This is a genomic window from Actinomycetota bacterium (genome assembly GCA_014360655.1).
Classification (GTDB): domain Bacteria; phylum Actinomycetota; class Geothermincolia; order Geothermincolales; family RBG-13-55-18; genus JACIXC01.
Genome location: JACIXC010000002.1, coordinates 241,464 through 260,138 on the forward strand (window position 1 = coordinate 241,464; position 18,675 = coordinate 260,138).

The 18,675-nt window shown below is 65.9% G+C and carries 16 protein-coding genes; 12 read left to right on the plus strand and 4 right to left on the minus strand.

Annotated elements, in window-relative coordinates:
• Positions 1-79: 79 nt before the first annotated feature.
• Both H5T73_02620 and H5T73_02625 read left to right on the plus strand, forming a co-directional pair.
• Complete coding sequence (locus H5T73_02620; protein ID MBC7246661.1) at positions 80-715, plus strand: glycerol-3-phosphate acyltransferase; 636 nt, start codon at positions 80-82, stop codon at positions 713-715.
• 67 nt (positions 716-782) lie between these two features.
• Positions 783-2,198 carry an MFS transporter gene (locus tag H5T73_02625; protein MBC7246662.1) on the plus strand — a complete coding sequence of 472 codons (1,416 nt, stop codon included), beginning with the start codon at positions 783-785 and terminating at the stop codon, positions 2,196-2,198.
• A gap of 25 nt (positions 2,199-2,223) precedes the next feature.
• Here the strand turns inward: H5T73_02625 and H5T73_02630 are convergent, their stop codons facing one another.
• From H5T73_02630 to H5T73_02640, 3 genes are all read right to left on the minus strand, one after another.
• Entirely contained in the window at positions 2,224-3,057 is an 834-nt protein-coding gene (locus H5T73_02630; protein ID MBC7246663.1) for a DegV family protein, read from the minus strand.
• A 205-nt stretch (positions 3,058-3,262) separates the two neighbouring features.
• Positions 3,263-4,816: a long-chain fatty acid--CoA ligase gene (locus H5T73_02635; protein MBC7246664.1), complete on the minus strand. Its 1,554-nt coding sequence runs from the start codon at positions 4,814-4,816 to the stop codon at positions 3,263-3,265.
• Between the two features lie 291 nt (positions 4,817-5,107).
• Positions 5,108-5,530, minus strand: coding sequence for an arsenate reductase ArsC (locus H5T73_02640; GenBank protein MBC7246665.1), 423 nt, complete (start codon positions 5,528-5,530; stop codon positions 5,108-5,110).
• 170 nt (positions 5,531-5,700) lie between these two features.
• Between H5T73_02640 and H5T73_02645 the strand changes: the two genes are divergently transcribed.
• A complete protein-coding gene (locus tag H5T73_02645; protein MBC7246666.1) occupies positions 5,701-6,069 on the plus strand; it encodes a hypothetical protein in 369 nt (122 codons plus the stop codon).
• 225 nt (positions 6,070-6,294) lie between these two features.
• Here the strand turns inward: H5T73_02645 and H5T73_02650 are convergent, their stop codons facing one another.
• Positions 6,295-8,679, minus strand: a complete 2,385-nt coding sequence (locus H5T73_02650) for a DUF2207 domain-containing protein (GenBank protein MBC7246667.1) — start codon at positions 8,677-8,679, stop codon at positions 6,295-6,297.
• Positions 8,680-9,307: 628 nt separating this feature from the next.
• Here H5T73_02650 and H5T73_02655 point away from each other — a divergent pair.
• From H5T73_02655 to H5T73_02695, 9 genes are all read left to right on the plus strand, one after another.
• Complete coding sequence (locus H5T73_02655; protein ID MBC7246668.1) at positions 9,308-10,156, plus strand: MBL fold metallo-hydrolase; 849 nt, start codon at positions 9,308-9,310, stop codon at positions 10,154-10,156.
• 122 nt (positions 10,157-10,278) lie between these two features.
• Complete coding sequence (locus H5T73_02660; protein MBC7246669.1) at positions 10,279-11,055, plus strand: glucose 1-dehydrogenase; 777 nt, start codon at positions 10,279-10,281, stop codon at positions 11,053-11,055.
• Positions 11,056-11,107: 52 nt separating this feature from the next.
• Positions 11,108-13,060 carry an FAD-dependent oxidoreductase gene (locus tag H5T73_02665; protein ID MBC7246670.1) on the plus strand — a complete coding sequence of 651 codons (1,953 nt, stop codon included), beginning with the start codon at positions 11,108-11,110 and terminating at the stop codon, positions 13,058-13,060.
• Positions 13,061-13,284: 224 nt separating this feature from the next.
• Positions 13,285-13,809: an O-acetyl-ADP-ribose deacetylase gene (locus H5T73_02670; GenBank protein ID MBC7246671.1), complete on the plus strand. Its 525-nt coding sequence runs from the start codon at positions 13,285-13,287 to the stop codon at positions 13,807-13,809.
• A gap of 129 nt (positions 13,810-13,938) precedes the next feature.
• Positions 13,939-14,583, plus strand: coding sequence for a hypothetical protein (locus H5T73_02675; protein MBC7246672.1), 645 nt, complete (start codon positions 13,939-13,941; stop codon positions 14,581-14,583).
• Between the two features lie 161 nt (positions 14,584-14,744).
• A complete protein-coding gene (locus H5T73_02680; protein ID MBC7246673.1) occupies positions 14,745-15,530 on the plus strand; it encodes an enoyl-CoA hydratase/isomerase family protein in 786 nt (261 codons plus the stop codon).
• A gap of 83 nt (positions 15,531-15,613) precedes the next feature.
• Positions 15,614-16,360, plus strand: a complete 747-nt coding sequence (locus tag H5T73_02685; protein ID MBC7246674.1) for an HAD-IB family hydrolase — start codon at positions 15,614-15,616, stop codon at positions 16,358-16,360.
• A gap of 362 nt (positions 16,361-16,722) precedes the next feature.
• Positions 16,723-17,385, plus strand: a complete 663-nt coding sequence (locus H5T73_02690; GenBank protein MBC7246675.1) for a TetR/AcrR family transcriptional regulator — start codon at positions 16,723-16,725, stop codon at positions 17,383-17,385.
• 177 nt (positions 17,386-17,562) lie between these two features.
• Positions 17,563-18,672: an acyl-CoA dehydrogenase family protein gene (locus tag H5T73_02695; protein MBC7246676.1), complete on the plus strand. Its 1,110-nt coding sequence runs from the start codon at positions 17,563-17,565 to the stop codon at positions 18,670-18,672.
• Positions 18,673-18,675 lie beyond the last annotated feature (3 nt).

The window sequence follows — 18,675 nt, forward strand, 5'->3', positions numbered from 1 at the left end:
GCCGTCATGCGCATCAGCCCTGTGCTATCATAACGGAGGTTCTGCTCAGGTCGATTTACGGCGCGGGGGTGGCGGAATATTGCGTAGCCTGCTCGGCATGGTGTGGGTCCTGGCCTCGTATCTCCTGGGAAGCGTCAACCTCTCGCACATCGTGGCCAGGCGGCGTCTGGGTATGGACCTGCGCAGGGTGGGCAGCGGAAACCTGGGCGCGTCCAACCTTGCATTGCATGCGGGCAAGGGGCCTGCCGCCGTCGCCTTTTTCGCCGACTGCGCGGAGGAAGCGGCGGCGATCCTGCTGCTGCGGGCCACGGGGTTTTCGCTCGCCTGGCAGGCGGCCGCGGGGCTGGCGGCCATCGCCGGCCACAACTGGCCTTTCTACCTGCGTTTTCAGGGAGGGAGGGGCATGGCCATGGCCCTGACAGGCACCCTCATCCTTCTCCCTTACGAGGGCGCCATGCTGGTGGCCTTCCTGGCGCTGGGAGTGTTCACGCACCATACGGCGGAGTTGAACCTCGTGGGCGTCATGCTCGTACCCGTGGTGTCCTGGCGCCTGGGAAGGGCTCCCGCGCTGGTGTCGTATGCGCTGGTAGTGTTGCTCATCACCGTGGCGCGGCGCCTGCAGGGAAGTCCGGGCCTGGGGAAGAAGAAGGTGGGGGAGGACCCCCTGGCGGTACTGTGGAGCAGGCTGGTTTACGACAGGGAGGCGGAGAGGTAGGCGGCGGCCGGGGCACTGCGGCTCCAAGGGGGTAGGCGCGGCGGACCCGGCGAGGCTCGGAAAGGGAATGCAGGTAGTGGCAGCGGGACGGGAGGAGACGGTGGAGGGGGAGCGCCAGGCGGCGGAGCTCGCGAGCGGAGTGCTCGCGGACCTGAAGGCCCTGTGGAGAAACGGCGATTTCCGCCGCCTCTGGGTGGGGCAGTCCGTGTCCTCCATCGGCGACTGGCTGGCGACCTTCGCGCTGTTGGCCCTGGTCTGGAACCGCAGCAGGTCAGCGGCGGCGGTGGCCGGGCTGCTGGTGCTGCGCGTCGTCCCCTCCGCCTTCTCGGGGGCCGTCGCCACCTGGATAAGCGACCGCTGGGACCGCAAGAAGATACTCATATACTGCGATATTCTGCGCGGTTTTCTCATCCTCTGGGTTGCCGTGCTGGATTCACTGGCCTACCTTTACGTGCTCATCTTCTTGATGGAGTTCCTCTCCGTCCTCTACCTGGCGGCCAGGGACGCCAGCCTGCCCAACCTGGTGGAGGGCGGCAACCTCCTGACCATGGCGAACTCCATGACCATGGGAAGCGCCTACGGTTCCATACCACTGGCCGCGGCCGTCTTCGCCTTACTGGTGGTGGGGACATCGCCCCTTTTCGGCTGGCTGGAGGGGGCGGCCTTCTTCTCGGACCACCCTTACCTCTTCTCCTTCATCGCCGACGCGCTCACCTTCTTCTTCTCTGCGCTCATGGTAGCCCGCATCGGCAGGCCGCTCAGCCTCGCGAGGGGAGTGGAAGGGGGAGAGGAACGACAGCGGCACGTGGGGATCGGCTCCTCCTTCTCCTTCGCCTTCCGTAACCGCTTCATGCGTACCCTTACCGCGGCGCTGGCCACGGGTACCCTGGGAGGGGGAGCCCTCTTTGCCGTGGGCGTGGTCTACGTGCACGATGTGCTGGGGGGGAACGACACCCAGTTCGGCTTCCTCATGGCCCTTTTCGGCCTGGGAATGCTCGCGGGCATCGTGGGGCTGCAGTTCATCTCCCGCGTGCGGGCCAAGTGGTTCATCTTCAAGGTGGGACTGTTATGCGCAGGCGGCACCCTCATCTGGATGTCGCTGATCACGGTGATGTTCATGGCTTACCTGGCAGCCCTGGTGTTCGGAGCCGCCTTCTCGGCCATTTTCCTCACCGGCATCACCATGGTCCAGGAGATGGTCGAGGACGAGAACCGCGGCAAGGCCTTTGCGGTCTTCCACGCCGTTTCGCGCATATTCCTGCTCGTCGGGGCGGCGATAGCGGCCGCGCTGGCCGGTGCCGTCGACGATTTCCACCTCCACCTGGGCTTCTACAGGCTGCACGTATGGGGCGTGACCATCGCCATGTTCGCTGCCGGCGTGCTTATAGGCTCGGTGGCTTTCCTGCCCCTGCGGGAGAGGGTGGAGGAAAGGGAGGAGGCCACGGGCGAAGTCGAAACGGAGGGGACGACAAACGCCGGGTAGGGCGGGCGGACGCGCGCAACGGCCGCTAAAGAAAGGCGACGCCGACCACGCCGGGCCCTGTATGACAACCCATCACCGGCGTGAACTCGGTGAGCAACATCTCGCCTCTCAGGGCCACCTTTGCGGCGATGAGCGAGGACAGTCTCTCAGCGTTATCCCTGTCGTTGGCGTGAAATACGGCCACTCGCAGGGGACCCCTCTCCCGCCCGCAGGCGGCCGCATGGGCGGAGATGAGGCGCTGCGCGGCGGCGGGAGACCGTTTCCTGGAGACGAGCATCGCGCTCCCGTCCTTGAAGCGGAACACGGGCTTTATGGAAAGGGCTTCCCCGGCGAAGGCGGTGACCGCGTTCACCCTGCCGCTCTTCTTCAGGTATTCGAAGGTGGATATGTAGGCGAAGAGCTCCGCCTTCTGCGATAGGGCAAGGGCCAGCTCCCGGCAATCGCGAAGTGGAGAACCGCGGGAGGCGGCATCCGCCACCTCCAGCACCACCAGGCCCTGGGCCATGGCCGCGGTGCCGGAATCGATCACCTCCACGGGGACCTCCGTGAAGGAATCAGCGGCAAGGCGGGCATTGGCGTAGGTGGCGCTCATGGTGCTCGCGATGGTGATGACGAGGATGGCGTCGTGCTCCTGCGCGAGGTCGGTATACGATTCCATGAATGCGCCCGGCGGGATGGCGGAGGTGGTGGCGGGTTGCGAAAGGGTGGGGAGCAGCTCGTAGAACTCCTTCGGAGTGATGTCGATGCCGTCCCGGTATACCCGGTCATCCAGCTGAAGGGAGTAAGGGAGGACGGTGACGCCCAGCTCCGCCGCAAGTTGCGCCGGTATGCAGGTCTGGCTGTCCGTTACTACGGCCACTCCCATCAGATGACCCCGTCGTTGTCGCGTGAACGGTACCTCAAACGGATGTCCATAAGATACCAGACGAAAGCATGTTGCGACACCGGCGGCAGGCACAGGGGTCGTACTACGTCTTGGACGTGATGCGTGCGTATAGGTTCTTCTTCCTCGTTTATGGCGAAAAACGCGACTATGCCAGAACAAGGACAGCAAGGTCGATGACTCAGGCCCCGAACTGCGACTTGAGCTCCTTCTTCAGGATCTTCCCGGTGGCGGTGCGGGGAAGGGATTCAGCGAATACCACCTTCTTGGGGATCTTGTACTTGGCAAGTTTCCCCCTGCAGAACTGGATGACCTCCTCCTCGCTCAGTTCAACGCCGGGTTTGGGGACCACCACCGCCATCCCCACTTCACCCCATTTCTCGTCGGGGATGCCGATGACCCCGGCGTCGGCTATCTTCTCAAAGGACATGAGGACGTCCTCCACCTCGGCGGGATAGACGTTCTCACCGCCGCTTATGTACATGTCCTTCTTGCGGTCGACGAGGTAGAGGTAACCCTCGTCGTCGATGTAACCCATGTCCCCGGTGTGCAGCCAGCCGTCGGTTATGGACTCCGCGGTGGCCTCCGGCAACCTCCAGTATTCGCGGATGACGTTGGGCCCCTTGACCCATACCTCGCCCATCTCCCCGCGGGGGAGGTCATTGCCCTCCGCGTCCACCACGCGGATGTCGGTGTGGAAGACGGGCTTGCCGCAGGACCCCAGCTTGCGCAGGGCATCCTCGGTGCGCAGGGCGGTGATGGCCGTCGCCGTCTCCGTCATCCCGTATCCCTGGTTGAAGGTTATGCCGTGCTTGAGCCAGGTCTCTATGAGGGAACGGGGGCAGGGGGCTCCCCCGGCTATGAAGAAGCGCACGCTGGAATAATCGGTTGTCTCGAACTCCGGCACCTGGGTCATGAGCAGGAACATCACGGGGATGCCGAACATGAAGGTCACCCTCTCCTTCTCGATGAGTTGGAGGGTCTCCACCGGGTTGTAAAAGCGTTGGACGACCACGGTGGCCCCCACGTAGAGGGAGGGGAAGGCGGATACGGCCAGCCCGCCGATGTGGAAGAGGGGAGCGCAGGCGATGCTCACGTCGCCGGAATCGAAGGCGTACATGTTGATGGAGTTGATGGCGTTCCACTGCGTGTTGCCGTGGAGGATGGCCGCTCCCTTGGGCTTCCCCGTGGTGCCCGAGGTGTACATTATGAACTGCACGTCGTCCAGCGTGACCTCCGCGTCGGGAACCGGTTCCTCCTCCGGCTTCCCCGCGATGAGGTCCTCGTAGAGGGGATCGGATTCTTCCCCTCCCTCCAGCTCGCGCACGAAGTGCGACATCCCGGCCACCTTGCCCTTGAGCGCCTGAGCCGCTTCCGCGAACTCGGGAGAGTAGATCAACCCTATGGGCTCGGAATCCCCGAGGATGTATTCCAGCTCCGGGACGGCGAGGCGGAAATTGAGGGGGACCATGATCCCTCCCAGCTTGCTGAGGGCCATGAGCACCTCCAGGAAAACGTGGCTGTTTGCCATGAGGGCCGCGAAGCGGGTCCCCTTCTTCACTCCCATTTCCTGGAAGGCGTGGGACAGGCGGTTTATCCTGCGGTTGAACTCCGCCTTGGTGAGGGTGAGGTCGCCGTACCTGATGGCGGGCTCGTCCGGGTAACGCGCCGCCCAGCGTACCGGCCACTCGCCGACGTTCATCCTCCCCCAACGCTTACCGTTATCACCGTTCATCCTTCTCCCTCCCTTTGCTGTCGCCCGACATTCCTCTGCGGCTGGCGTCTGCGACCCTCCAGGCGATCGCATCCTTGCGAGCTGGATGGTTGCGGGCCTTTCGCCCGGATCAAGGCGCACCTGGCGACCATGCCGCCGGTGCGCGAGCCTTCAAGGCATCAGTGCATAGTGACCTTTAACGGAAAGAATCGCTTCCCGGAAGAGGAACCTCTCCGCCGATTCCGTGATGCCGGACGTTCCCGCCGACGCATGCCGGCTCATGGATTGTCCTGCCGCGCCCCCTTTCCCGGACTATGATGTATCCGTTCTCCCCTCCAGCTCTCGCACGAGTTCCCCCACCCTCCTGCGAATCTCGTCCCTGACCGTGCGCATGGTCTCCAGGTCTCCCTTGCCCGGGTCGGGGAGGGGCCATTCCTCCAGGCGTTCGCGGGCGGGGAAGACGCTCTTGACGATGCATCCGAAGGATATGATGCGCGCGAACTCGTCCAGGCGGTCGAGGTCGAGGGGCTTGGGTTGCGCGTGCGAGATGTCCAGGCCCATCTCCGACATGGCCTCAACGGCCAGCGGATTGACCCCCTTGCCGGGAGCGGTGCCGGCGCTCTCCGCACTCCATGTCGTGGCCACGTGGTTGAAAAAGGCCTCCGCCATCTGGCTGCGCGCCGCGTTTTCGCTGCATACGAATAGTATCTTGGGCATAAAGCGCCGTTCCCTCATCCGCAGTTCCGGGCCTTGACATACGTATTCTTGCCCTGCACGGGGATCCTTAAACGTCCCCGCGCCCTGCCCGGGGCTGACGGCCGAAGTCGGCGTGTTCCCCGACCGTGGCGGCGCGCCCGCGGTGGTTATATAATACGCTCATGAGCGCACACGAGGACCGTTCGCCCTTGATCATGAAGATCTCGCTGCGCCAGGCGCGCGGGCGGCTGGAGGCGGAGTCGGTGACCCTTTCCCAGCTGGAAGCACTGGCCTCCCACCTGGGCTGGGAGGAGATGTCGTCGGACATCGCCGCCGCCCGGGAGGGCCTGGAGCGCGCCGCGCGGAAACTGGACGACGCGGTGGAAAAGGCGGTGAGGGAGCAGGCGGAGGCGGCGCACGCGCACGCCCACAGCCACGAGCACGCCCACGCGCACAGTCATCCCCATACCCATCCCCATGACCACGAGCACCCGGGAGAGAAGGACGCGGAACACGACCACGAGCACACCCACGTGCACGAGCACCTGCACGAGCACCCCCACGACCACGAGCACTGAGACGCGTTTCGGCGCGCCGCGTATCGGCGGCCTGGACGATCCCGTAGCCCCGCTACCCGCGAGGGCGTGAGCCCGTTTTTTCGCGCGCTCGGTTCCCGGGGACAGCGCGCTCCCCATGTGTTCCGGTCCGCGCCCGGACCGCAAGGTGAATGCCCGATGACCTGGGAGGCGGGCGGAGCCGGGCGTACGTGAAGAAGGGCATGGTGGCTCGCATGAGAGCGCGTATCAGCCTGCCGAGGAACCGCCTCCCCCGAAGCCGCCCCCGGAGAAACCGCCGCCGAAGCCTCCCCCCGAGCCGGAAGACCCGGACGACCCAGGGGTGGAGGTCAGGGTGCGCCCAAGGCTGCCCTCCATGGAGCGCAGGGAGGATGCGAACGCTGCGAAGCCGAGCGCCGTTCCCCCGCCCTCGTACCATGAGGGGGGCGTCCTGTATATGTCGCGGAACTTGCTCAACCACGCCTCGCTGACGCCCAGCACCATGGCGTAGGGAAGGTTGCGCTCGAAGTTTTCGGGGGTCATGCTCTCGAGCTCCTCCCTTTCCGCCGTGACCAGGTATTCCTTGAACCCCATGGCATGCTCGTAGGCCTCGGAACCCTTGCGCGTGCGGCGGGGCATGAACCATCCCACGGCGGCGACCAGGATGCCCGCCGGCAGCGGGGCCGCCGCCGCGACGCTGAACCATCCCAGGTCGAACCAGCGGGGTAGCAGCAACAGGAAGGCGGCGGAGATGGCGCACATGACGAAGCCCCCGGCCAGGTAAGCGGCGCGTATCCTGGCCGGGTCCCTGTCGAAGAGCCCGTTCTTGAGGACTTCCTTGCGCACCCCGTCGAGGATGGGCTTGACGTGGATATGGAACGCGTTCGCCAGGTCGTCCTCGGTGACGTCGTCGCCGGCGATGAAGAGGGAATCCAGCAGCTTGCGCTCGTAGGGCAGCAGGGAGGAGGTGTCGGCCTGGAGGCGGCGGAAGCCGAACACCCTGCGCCTTATCACCCCGCGCCTCTCCTCCTCGCGCAGGGCGAGGAAGCCGCGGCGCGCGAGGTCGACGATGGTGGCGGTGATGGCGGGGACGCGCGTGCTCTCGCGCACCAGCATGTCCGTCATGGCCGGCGTGAGACCCTGCGGCGGGTCGTAGCGCACCACGCGCATGCCGCGGCGGCCGATGTCGCGGCCCTTGCGCCACCAGAGCAGGAGCATGAGGGCGAGGACGAGGGCGATGAAGGCGCCCGAGGCGGATATGGCGGCGGCCCCGCAGGCGCGGCCGTACTGCCAGGGCACCCTCACCGCCTCGCGGGGAAAGGCCACGTCGATGGTGAAGGTGCTGTAGGGGTCGACGTCCTCGACGGACCACCAGAGCAGGTCCCCCTCGCGCCCGCTCTCGTGGCGGGAGGGGGGCGAGATGAGGTCGAAGTAGTATTTCGTGCGCACCGCCGACATGTCGGTGCCCGGGGGGAGGGAGACGGTGATGCGCGAGGACTTGATGTTCACGGGGCGGTCGGAGGAGACGGCGTCCCAGTAGAGGCGCGCGTGGTCCGGGGCGAAGATGAGGGCGCCCGTCATGCGGTACTCGATGACCCAGCCCATCGTCTCGTCGCTCGCCTGGAAGTCTATGTGCACCCGCTTTCCGCTGGAAAGCTTTTCCACGGACCACAGGCCCTCGTCATAGGGATCGCCATGCAGGTCGTAGACGGCTATGTCGCGGATGCGCACCTTTCCGTAGGTCCTCCCCTCCTCGAAGCTGGCGCCGGCGTCGCTCAGGTCCCGGTTGAGGAAGGAGAAGTCGCCCCGGAAGTTGATCACCTGGGTCTCGCGCACGGTGAAGGAGGCGTCGGGTTCGACGGTGATGTCCACGTCGAAGCGCTCGAACTCCCATTCCTTCATGCCTTCCGCCGGGACCTCCTCGCCCGGCTGCAGGAAGCCCCTTCCCGCGAGGTCCATGATGGAAACCGGCCACGAACAGCGGAACTCGTAGTCGGCCTCGCTTCCCAGCGAGTGCAGCTCGGCGACGGCCTGCCTGTCCCCCACCAGGCGCTTCTCCACCTTCCCGGCGTACCTTTCCGTTTTCACCTCGAAACGAAAGACGGCGGGGTCGACGGGTGCGGGGAGCTCCACGGTGAGCGAGCTCTCCTCTATGGGCGAGGTACGACCGGTGGGAGTTCCCGTCCAGCTCAGCTCCACGCTGTCCCCCGAGACCTTCAGGGCCCCGATCACGGTGTACTCGTAGACGACGGTGGTGACGGGCTCGGCGTCCGCGCAGTGGAACCAGAGGGTGAAGTACTCTTCCCCGCGCTCGCTCTCCCAGGTACCTTGCGGCAACGGTTCCCCGTTCGCGTCCAGGAGCCTGCCTTCCTCCACGTACCCGTAACTGGAGGGCACGGTGATGCCCACCCAGCCCGAGGGGTCCGTGAAGTTGTAGGTGACGAGGTGGCGGACCAGCAAGGTGCCGTCGGAGTTCACGGTGAAGCGCGAGTGAAAGGCCTGGTAGGAATAGGAAGGCTGCGCCGTGGCGGCCGCGGGAAACGCGCACACGGCGAGGGTTATGACGATCAGGGCGAGGAGAACGCGACGCGGAACACCCGCGCGCATCGCAGCCGTGGCAGAACCTTTCATCATGGCACCTTGTCGCGAACTCGCTTCCGTTTAGGTCATTTAACCACATGGAGAGCTTCCTTAACCAGCTCTGATCTTCCAGCTTAAGAGGCCGGACGCAGAGCCATGTCACCCCGTTCGGACAACCGGGAGATCGCTCCCTTCCTCCTGTCGGAGCAACTTGCTTTGCCAGGATGATGGGGTGCCCTCCCAACCACTCGAAAGACGTAAAACGCCTGCCGGGACGATACGGCACCACCGGTTCCGGTTGGCGGGTTTCCGTGAAAGCGCTGTCCGGAAAGGCGCGGGCGGCCCGAAAGGCCTTCCGGCTACCCGGCCGCGTGCTCGCCTGACCTTGAACGCATGTCCCGCAGGGGTGGAACGCACGCGGGAGTTGAACGGCGGTAGCGGCAAAACGGTAAACACTGGCTCTTGCCCCGAGGAAAGCTCATGCCCCGAACCGCGGCGCGCTCGCAGCGCTCAAGGGATGGTTCGGGCGAAAGGCGGAGTGGCCATGCGGGTTCCCGCACGCGGTCCCCGGAACCCGGCATATGCTTATAATGGTATGATGTGCTGGGACCCGCGGCGCAGGGCGGGGACGGGTCTCGCCCGCGTGGACGGGTGGCGCTTGCGAGGAAAAGGAGGGTAAGCCATGCGCGAGGTGAAGATCTGGGTTCTCAGCGACAACACCGCGGCGCCGCCGGTTTTCCTGGCGGAACACGGGCTGTCGCTGCTCCTGGAGGTGGAGGGCAGGAGGTACCTGCTGGACTGCGGGCAGGGCGAGGTGGCCACGATCAACGCGGCGCGCATGGGCCTCGATCTGCGTGGCGTGGAGGCCATCGTCCTCTCCCACGGGCATTATGACCACACGGCGGGGCTGCCGCGCATGCTGCAGGCCACGGGTCCCTGCAGGGTGATCTGCCACCCTTCAGCATTTCATGCCAAGTATTACCAGTTGGGGGACGTGAGGCGTTACATCGGCATGCCGTGGCGCAGGGATTTCCTCGCCGCATCCGGAGCGTCCTTCGAGGAGAACGAGGGAGTGGCGGAGCTGGCCGAGGGGGTCTGGGTCACGGGCGCCATCCCTCGCCGCACGGACTTCGAGCCGGGCGATCCCAACCTGAAGCGCGAGGTTGACGGGGTTCTCGAGGTGGACCCCTTCCTGGACGACCAGGCGATGGTGGTGGACACCGGGGAGGGCCTGGTGGTGGTGCTGGGGTGTGCCCACGCGGGGGCCATGAACACGTGCCTTTACGCGCGAGAGCTCACCGGGGTGGAGCGCATACTGGCCGTGGTGGGCGGGTCGCACCTGGCCTTCCTGGGAAGGGAGCAGCTGTTGCGGACCATCGATGAACTGCGGAAAATGGACCCGGCCAGGCTGGCCTTCTCCCACTGCACCGGGCAGACGGCGGCGCGCGAGCTGGCCGCGGCCTTCGGGGAGCGTTTCGTCTTCAACCAGACCGGCACGTGCCTTGTCATCAACGAATCCTTGCTCGCCTGAGCGCTGGGATCCCGGGGCGGAAAAGGCGGGAAAGGGCACGCGAGTAGCGGGATAGTATACTATTGCCGTGAACGTGTGAGCCGTGGGTCGCGCGCGCCGAGGCTTGACAGCGAAGGAGGTCGATGGAGTTGTACAAGGAGAGATTCTCCCTGCAGGACAAGGTGGCCATAATCACCGGCGGCAGCCGGGGGATAGGGAAGGCCATAGCGGAGGGCTTCGCCGAGATGGGCGCCAGGGTGGTGCTCGCCAGCCGCAAGGCGGAGGCCCTGGAGGAAGTGAGAAAGTCCATAGAGGAGAGGGGAGGAGAGGCCTACGTCATACCCACCCACATGGGCGACATGGAGGGCATAGAGAGGCTGGTGCAGGGGGCCTTGGAAAAATATGGCACGATAGACATCCTGGTCAACAACGCCGCCACCAACCCCGTCTTCTGCGGCACGGCGGAGATAGAGGAGGCCGCCTGGAACAAGATCATGGACGTGAACGTGAAGGGGGTCTTCTTCCTCACCCAGAAGGTGGGGAAGGTGATGTGCGAGAAGGGGGCGGGATCGGTCATCAACATATCGTCGGAAGCCGGGTTCTGCCCGACGCCCATGCTGGGCGTCTATTCCGTATCCAAGGCGGCGGTCAACATGCTCACCAAGGTCTTCGCGCAGGAATGGGGCTCGCGCGGGGTAAGGGTGAACGCCATAGCGCCCGGCCTGGTGCGCACGCATTTCAGCCAGGCGCTGTGGGGCAACGAGGCCATCCTGAACGCGGCCCTCACCTCCATACCGCTGGGGAGGATTGCGGAGCCGGAGGAGATGGTGGGGTTGGCCATCTACCTCGCGTCGGACGCCTCGTCGTACGTCACGGGCCAGATCTTCCTCGTGGACGGCGGCAGGGACGTTGCCCCGTGAGCGCGCGGAAGGGGTCGCCCATCCCGGGACGACGGAGGGAAGGTGTAGGCGCTTGACGACCGGCGCAGGCCTCTGGGATCCCGTGCGCCTGGGGGGGATCAAGTTGCGCAACCGTGCGGTGATGCCCGCCATGGGCACCGCGTACGGCTCGCGCGAGGGCGAGGTCACGCCACGGCTGCTGGCCTACCTGGGGAGGCGCGCGGAAGGGGGCGTGGGCCTGGTGATAAGCGAGGTCCTGGCGGTACACCCCACGGGCAGGGCCTTCCCGTACGAGCTGGGCATATACGACGACTCCTTCCTTACCGGCCTGGCGCGCCTGGCGTCGACGGTGAAGGAGGCGGGCGCGGCGGTCGCGGCACAGCTCCACCACGCGGGGCGGGAGACCTTCCCCCAGGTCATCGGGTGCCAGCCCGTCGCCCCCTCGCCGCTTGCGAGCAGGGCCACTGGCCAGGTGCCGCGCGAGCTCTCGCGCGAGGAGATAGCGGAACTCCTGGGATGCTACGCCGCGGCCGCCGTGAGGGCGCGCGAGGCCGGCTTCGACGCCGTCGAGGTGCACGGCGCCCACGGTTACCTCGTAAACCAGTTCATCTCCCCCTACTCCAACCGGAGGGAGGATGAATACGGCGGGGACGACGAGGGGCGCTTCCGCTTCGCGCGCGAGGTCGTCAGGGAGATAAAGCTCGCCGCGGGGAGGGATTTCCCGGTGATCTTCCGCTTCTCTTCCTGCGAGGACGTGAGGGGAGGGTACGATCTTGATTACATCCTCCCCCTGCTCCCCCTGCTGGAGGCGGAGGGGGTGGATGCATTTCACGTATCGCGTGGGGTGTACGATTCACCCGGCAACCCGACCTCTCCCGGCATGCACTTCCCCGCCGGGATCAACGTGGCGAACGCCGCCAGGGTGAAGGAGGAGGCGGGCGTGCCCGTCATAGTGGTGGGCAAGCTGCACGACCCGCGCATGGCGGACGAGGTGATAAGGGAAGGAAAGGCGGACCTGGTCGCCTTCGGACGGCAGCACCTCGCCGACCCGCATTTCCTCGCCAAGGCGGCGGAGGGGAGGTTCCGGGACATTCGCTTCTGCATATCGTGCAACCAGGGGTGCATAGAACGCCTTTCCTTTGAGCTCAAGCCGGTGACGTGTTCCATCAATCCCGATTGCGGCAACGAGTGGCGGGGGGAGGAGCGGCCGGCCCGCCGTGGTCCCTTCCTCGTGCTCGGGGCGGGCCCCGCGGGACTGCAGGCGGCGCTGACCATGGGAGAAGCCGGCGCGGAGGTCCTGGTGGTGGAGAAGGAGCCCGAACCGGGAGGCCAGTTGAGGGCGGCTTCCCGTCCCCCGCACAAGGAGAGCCTGGCATCCTGGGTGGAATGGGCGTGCGGCCGCCTCGCGGCGCTGGGGGTGGAGATGCGCACACGCTGCGCCGACTGGCGGCGCGTCCTGGAGGAGAGGGGCTGGAAGGGAGTGGTGGGAGCCTGCGGTTCCCGCCCCCTTATACCGCAGGTGCCCGGCTGCGAGCTGGATATCAATGCGGAGGCACGGGAGGTCCTCCTGGGGGACCGCGAGGTGGGCGAGAGGGTGGTGATCGTGGGGGCCGGCCCGGTGGGCATGGAGACGGCGCATCTCCTGCTGGAAAAAGGGCATATCGTCACCGTCGTGGAGGAGGCGGAAAGCCCTCCCCTCTCTCCCTTGACCTCGCACGGTTATTTCCTGCACCGCTTGTTGAGGAAGAAGGGCAGGCTCATCCTGGGGGCGCGCGTGTGCGAGGTCGGGCCTCGAGGCGTGGCGGTAATGCAGAGGGGCGAAAAGGGGGAGCTGCCGGCGGACAGCGTGGTATGGGCGGCGGGGGCGGTACCCGAGAGGGAGCCCCTGGAGGCGGCGGCGGGCCTGGGTCTGCGCGTGCTGGAAGCCGGGGACGCGGTTGCGCCGCGCCGCATCCTGGAGGCAGTGCACGAGGGAAACGAGGCCGCCCGCGAGCTCCTCTTCGGGGTTGAAGGGTCGGGTGAGTGATGGTGGCGGGCGACGGGCTTGCGCCGGTGAGAGGAGACCGCGCCCCGGCCCTCGTCAAAGCGCATCGTCTCCCGAGTCACGGGAAAGTCGCGGCAAGACGGCTCGCGCGGAGGAGGGGCGAGGGCCGATGTTAGAATACGGTAGTGGTTAGGCGGTAGTGGTTCGGCGGGGAGCGGAGGAAGGACGGCGATCTGGAGAAGGGGGTGAGGAGCTTGCAGGAGTTCATGGACGGCAGGGTGATCATCACCAAGGGAGACATAACCGCCTTCGACGTGGACGCCATCGTGAACGCGGCCAACAAGACCCTGCTGGGAGGAGGAGGCGTGGACGGGGCCATACACCGGGCGGCCGGACCCCAGCTGCTGGAGGAATGCCGCACCCTGGGCGGCTGCGAGACGGGGGAGGCCAAGATCACCCGCGGATACCGGCTTCCCGCGCGCCACGTCATCCACACCGTGGGGCCGGTCTGGCACGGGGGGAAGAGCGGCGAGGACGACCTCCTGGCCTCCTGCTACCGCAACAGCCTCTCGCTTGCGGTGGAGAACGGCCTCGCCACGGTGGCCTTCCCGTCCATCTCCACCGGGGCCTACGGATTCCCCATCAGGCGTGCGGCTCCCATTGCCCTGCGCACGGTCAAGGAGGTCCTGGAGGCGAACCCGTCCCTGCGCGTGGTCTATTTCGTCTGCTTCAGCGACGGCGACCTGGAGGTATACCTGGAAGCGGCGAGGGACCTCTTCGGGCAGGAGTAGGTGGCGGGTCTTGAGGTACATGTCAGGTGGCGGGCCGGCAGGCAAATGTCCTTCACTGCGCTTGGGCGCAGCGGATGGCCCTTCGCGCGCGGGCGCGAGCGGCGGGAGAGGAAGGCGCGGACGCTTGCCGTGCGGGAGGCGGCGGTGAGGATCCTCTTCGTCTGCACGGGAAACGTGTGCCGCAGCGTTATGGCCGAGGCCTTCCTGCGGCAGGCCCTGCAGGGCCGTGCGAGGGACGGCCTGGTTGAGGCGGTGTCCGCCGGCACGGACGCGCGTGAGGGAGAGAAGGCGCCCCCGGAGGTGGTGGAGGTGATGCGCGGCTTCGACCTCGACGTGTCGGGACATCGCGCCCGCCTCCTTACCGGCGCCGACGTGGAGGGGTCCGACCTCATCCTCACCATGGCCATGCACAACAGCCAGCGCCTTCTGACCATGTACCAGGACGCGGTGGACAGGGTCTTCACGCTCAAGGAATTCGTCATACAGGGAAAGGAGAAGGGAAGGCGGCTCTCATCGCGTGATCCCGAGACACGCCTGAGGGAACTGAAGGGATGGATACGGCACGTGGAGGGGCTGGAAAAGGGGCCGGGGGAGGGGAACCTCAACGAGAAGCTGCGCCTCTTCTTCCTGCACTATTTTTACCTCTACGACCACAGCTTCACCATAGACGACCCCCTGGGACAATCGGTGGAGTTCATGCGGCGCACGGCGCTGGAGATCCGGGATTGCGTGCGGGAGATGGCGGGGCGTGAACTTCTCGGGTTACTCCCGTGAGGGATCATCGCGCACGCGGGATGGGGGCGGAGGGGGGAGCGGCGGGACGAGGAAGGGGCGACGGGTTGAGGCCGCGGCCGCACCGAGGGGCGGCGCGCGAGGCGGTTGAAGCAGGTAGGGCCCGTGCCTGTGCGCGCGGCCCCCACGAAGAGGAGGGAAGCATGGAGGAGGTGATCTTCCGGCGCGAGGGCGCGGTGGAGGTAATAACCCTCAACCGCCCCGAGGTACTCAACGCCTTCACCCTGGGCATGCTGCAGGCCATGGCGCGCAGGTTCGAGGAGCTGGAACAGGACGACACGGCGAGGGCGGTGGTGATCACCGGCGCGGGCAGGGCGTTCTGCGCCGGGGCCGACCTGGCGGGAGGAGGCTCGCGCAGCGACGGACATACCCCCGCCGGCATGCGCCTTTCCGCCGGAATATACGCGCGACTGGTGAGGAACATGGTGGAGATGGAGAAGCCGGTGGTGGGAGCCATCAACGGAGACGCGGCGGGAGCGGGATGCAGCTTCGCGCTGGCCTGCGACCTGCTCGTGGCGTCCGAAGAGGCCCGCTTCATACAGGTGTTCGTGCGCCGTGGGCTGGTGGCCGACGCCGGGGGAACCTTTTTCCTGCCCCGCCTGGTGGGGCTGGCGAGGGCCAAGGAGATGATGTTCTTCGGCGAGCCGGTGGACGCCCACCGGGCTTACGAGCTGGGCCTCGTGAACAGGGTGGTGCCGCCGCAGCGTCTCATGGAGGAGGCCATGGAGCTGGCGAGGCGCCTGGCCGCGGGGCCCACGCGGGCCATAGGCATGATGAAACGCATGCTCAACCGCTCCTTCGAGAACGACCTGGGCACATGCATGGACCTCGAGGCCACCTACCAGGGGATAGCGGTGAGCACCGAGGACGTCATGGAGGGGGTCACCTCCTTCCTCCAGAAGAGGGAACCGCGCTTCAAGGGAAAGTAGCATGCACGTGGCGTGTCCGTGGCCGCCAGGGGCATCAACGGTAGCCGGGCGGCACGGCGGCGGCGACGGGAGGAGGAACGGCAATGGCCGATGCTGGAAGACATATCGCCTTCTTCGACCTGGACCACACCCTGCTTGACGGAGCTAACGGGAACCTGGTGGTCAAGTACATGGTAAGGAAGGGCCTCCTGGGATGGGAGGCGGTGTGGAAGGCCCTGAAGTTCACCGCGCTCTACCGTCTCAACCGCCTGCCGCGCGAGGAGGTCTATCGCTGGACATTCCGGGAATGCGGCAAGTATCCCATCGACGAGCTCATACGCATGCTCGACGAGGCCTACGAGGCCTGCATCATGCCCCGCCTCTTCCGGGAGGGCGAGGAGTGCATAGGCGAGCACAGGGCACGGGGGCACCTCACGGTCATCGCCACCGCGGCGGGAGAGTATGTCTCCGAGAAGGTGCGCGTGCAGCTGGGGGCGGACGACAAGATAGCCGCCGTGGCCCCGGTGCGCGACGGCTACCTCACCGATGAGCTGGAGCGCCCCCTGCCGTACGGCGAAGGCAAGGAGCAGTTGGCGCGCGCTTACGCGGCGGCGCGTGGGGTTGACCTGGCGGATTGCTGGTTCTACTCCGACAGCCTGGCCGACCTGCCCCTGCTCGAGGCCGTCGGCCACCCCGTGGCCGTGAACCCGCAGCGCGGACTGCGCCGCCTGGCCGAGGAGAGAGGGTGGCCCGTCCGGCAATGGCGCACGAGGGCGGGGTACACGCAGCCCAGCCGCGCCGAGCGCCTTTCCTTCGATCCCTCACGCGGAGCTGTATCCTCGGGGGAGTGAGGCCGGATGCGGCGGCGGCATGCGCGCGGGGGGACGAGCCCTTTTCCGGCGGGAGACGGGATGCGCTTTCTACCGGTTGGTAAATATTACCTATAGCGGGAGGACGTGGCATGCGTGATGGGCGGTGGGTGCTCGCGATCACCTGCCCTCCTGTTGGGACGTGAAAGCGCGCCAACTCAGAGAGGCATGTCCATAAACGCGTTTTCGGGCCAGGAACTAAGGATAGCTGTTTCATACGCGGCTGAACGATCGGGCGAGATATATCTCGAACCGCGTGGTGCCGGCGACAGGGCCGCGGGGTTGCCGCGGTGGACCGGTACACGCGATTGACTTACGGAAGCGTAGTCCTATAATGTAATGACATGTCAGTACCAAAAAAGAGGATGCCGGCTCCCGAGAGGAGAGAACATATACTGCGCAGCGCCAGCAAGGTGTTCTCCAGGAAAGGATACCGTCTCACCTCCGTCTCGGATATCGTGCAGGAGGCATCGATAGGGCGCGGCACCTTCTACCTGTACTTTGAGTCCAAGCGTGACATCTTCCGCGAGCTCATCGAGTCGTACTTCGAGGATTACACGAGGATACTGCAGGAGAACCACCGGAGACTCATCGACGCGTTCCGGGAGCCCTCAAGGATCCTCGGGACCTGGAGGGAGAACATGCTGCGCGTGCTGCGCTACGCGGCCGAGAACCCCGACCTCACCCACATAGTCTACAGGGAGGCATTGGGAAAGGACGAGGACTTCTCGGACCGCGTGGAGGAACTCTCCAGGCTGGCGCGGGAGATGCTCAAGGAGGAGTTCCAGATCATGTACGACCGCGGCATGATGCGAGCTTGCGACATTGAGGTGGTGACCTCGATCATCATGGGTTCCACCGTCTATCTCGTGATGGAACAGCTCCTGGCTGGCAACGAGGATGTGGAAAGGCTCACCGATGACATGGTCGAATACCATATCCGTGCCCTCATACCCGACGAGGGCGACGTGAAACGGGCGTTGAGAAGCGCGCTCGGCGGAAGCTGAGACGAGGCCCCTGGCGGAGATCTGCACGGAGAAGGGAGGAGGTGGACGCAGCACAGGAAGAGTAGACCATGCGGTTTTTGCCCGGTCCGGATCCTCTCGGGGACTGGTGCGGAGACGGCAACGCTCCGCGCGAGCGGGAAAGGCAGTAAGAAGCGGTAGCATTAAGGGGTGAAGCTTATGGTTTCGTTTGAGCTGGACGACGAACAGAAACTTGTCCAGGAGACCGTCGCCTCCTTCGCGGCGGACCTCATGGAGCCCGCCATGCGGGAAAGCGACGAGAAGGGGGAGGTGCCGGAGGAAGTCATCGCAAAGGGATGGGAGCTCGGCCTCCTGGGGGGATGCATCCCAGAGGAATACGAGGGGTTCGGCGAGGAGCTTTCCGCGCTGACCGGGGTCATCGCCCTCGAGGAGCTCGGATGGGGTGACCTTTCCATAGCCATGCATCTCATGGCCCCCTCGGTGATGGCCATCTCCGTGCTCGACCAGGGGACCGAGGAGCAGAAGAAGGAGATCCTCCCCGCCTTCTGCGGCGAGGGTTACAAGGCCGCGTCCTGCGCCCTCGTGGAGCCCTACTACAACTTCTGCCCATCCTCGCTGCGGGCCGTGGCGGAGCAGGACGGCGAGGAATACGTCATCAACGGCAGGAAGTGCCTGGCATCCCTGGCCAGGGAATCCGACAGCATGCTCGTGTTCGCCGCCACCTCGCCGGGCATGGGCTTTTCCGGCGTGGACGCCTTCATCATACCCACCGGCGCCAAGGGCGTGGAGATAGGCGAGAGGGAGAAGAACATGGGCATCAAGGCCCTGGCCACCTATCCCGTGACGTTAAAGGACTGCCGCGTGCCCGTGTCCGCCCGCCTGGGCGGGGAGAAGGGATGCGATTTCCTGCGCCTGCTCTCGCGCTCGCGCCTGGCCCTGGCGGCGCTCGCGGTGGGCATGAGCCGCAGGGCGCTGGAGCACTCGCGCGATTACGCCACCCAGAGGGTGGCCTTCGGCGAGCCCATCGGGTCTCGGCAGGCCATCGCCTTCATGATCGCGGAGATGGCCATAGAGGTCGACGCGACGCGCCTGCTTGTGTGGGAGGCCGCCTGGCGCTGCGACAGGAACATGGACTTCGAGAAGGAAGCGGCCCTGGCCAAGAACTACGCGGCGGACATGGCCATGATGGTATGCGACCGCGGGGTGCAGATCATGGGCGGGCACGGCTACGTGAGGGACAACCCCGTGGAGCTGTGGTTCCGCAACGCGCGCGGGTTCGCCACCTTCGAGGGAATGGTCATGGTTTAAGGA

What these genes read in the sequence shown, in the direction of transcription:
- H5T73_02695 (MBC7246676.1), top strand. Translation starts at nt 17,563, where the DNA reads ATGGTTTCGTTTGAGCTGGACGACGAACAGAAACTTGTCCAGGAGACC.
- H5T73_02670 (MBC7246671.1), top strand. Translation starts at nt 13,285, where the DNA reads ATGGACGGCAGGGTGATCATCACCAAGGGAGACATAACCGCCTTCGAC.
- H5T73_02680 (MBC7246673.1), top strand. Translation starts at nt 14,745, where the DNA reads ATGGAGGAGGTGATCTTCCGGCGCGAGGGCGCGGTGGAGGTAATAACC.
- H5T73_02650 (MBC7246667.1), bottom strand. Translation starts at nt 8,679, where the DNA reads ATGATGAAAGGTTCTGCCACGGCTGCGATGCGCGCGGGTGTTCCGCGT.
- H5T73_02640 (MBC7246665.1), bottom strand. Translation starts at nt 5,530, where the DNA reads ATGAGGGAACGGCGCTTTATGCCCAAGATACTATTCGTATGCAGCGAA.
- H5T73_02660 (MBC7246669.1), top strand. Translation starts at nt 10,279, where the DNA reads ATGGAGTTGTACAAGGAGAGATTCTCCCTGCAGGACAAGGTGGCCATA.
- H5T73_02690 (MBC7246675.1), top strand. Translation starts at nt 16,723, where the DNA reads ATGTCAGTACCAAAAAAGAGGATGCCGGCTCCCGAGAGGAGAGAACAT.
- H5T73_02635 (MBC7246664.1), bottom strand. Translation starts at nt 4,816, where the DNA reads ATGAACGGTGATAACGGTAAGCGTTGGGGGAGGATGAACGTCGGCGAG.
- H5T73_02625 (MBC7246662.1), top strand. Translation starts at nt 783, where the DNA reads ATGCAGGTAGTGGCAGCGGGACGGGAGGAGACGGTGGAGGGGGAGCGC.
- H5T73_02685 (MBC7246674.1), top strand. Translation starts at nt 15,614, where the DNA reads ATGGCCGATGCTGGAAGACATATCGCCTTCTTCGACCTGGACCACACC.
- H5T73_02655 (MBC7246668.1), top strand. Translation starts at nt 9,308, where the DNA reads ATGCGCGAGGTGAAGATCTGGGTTCTCAGCGACAACACCGCGGCGCCG.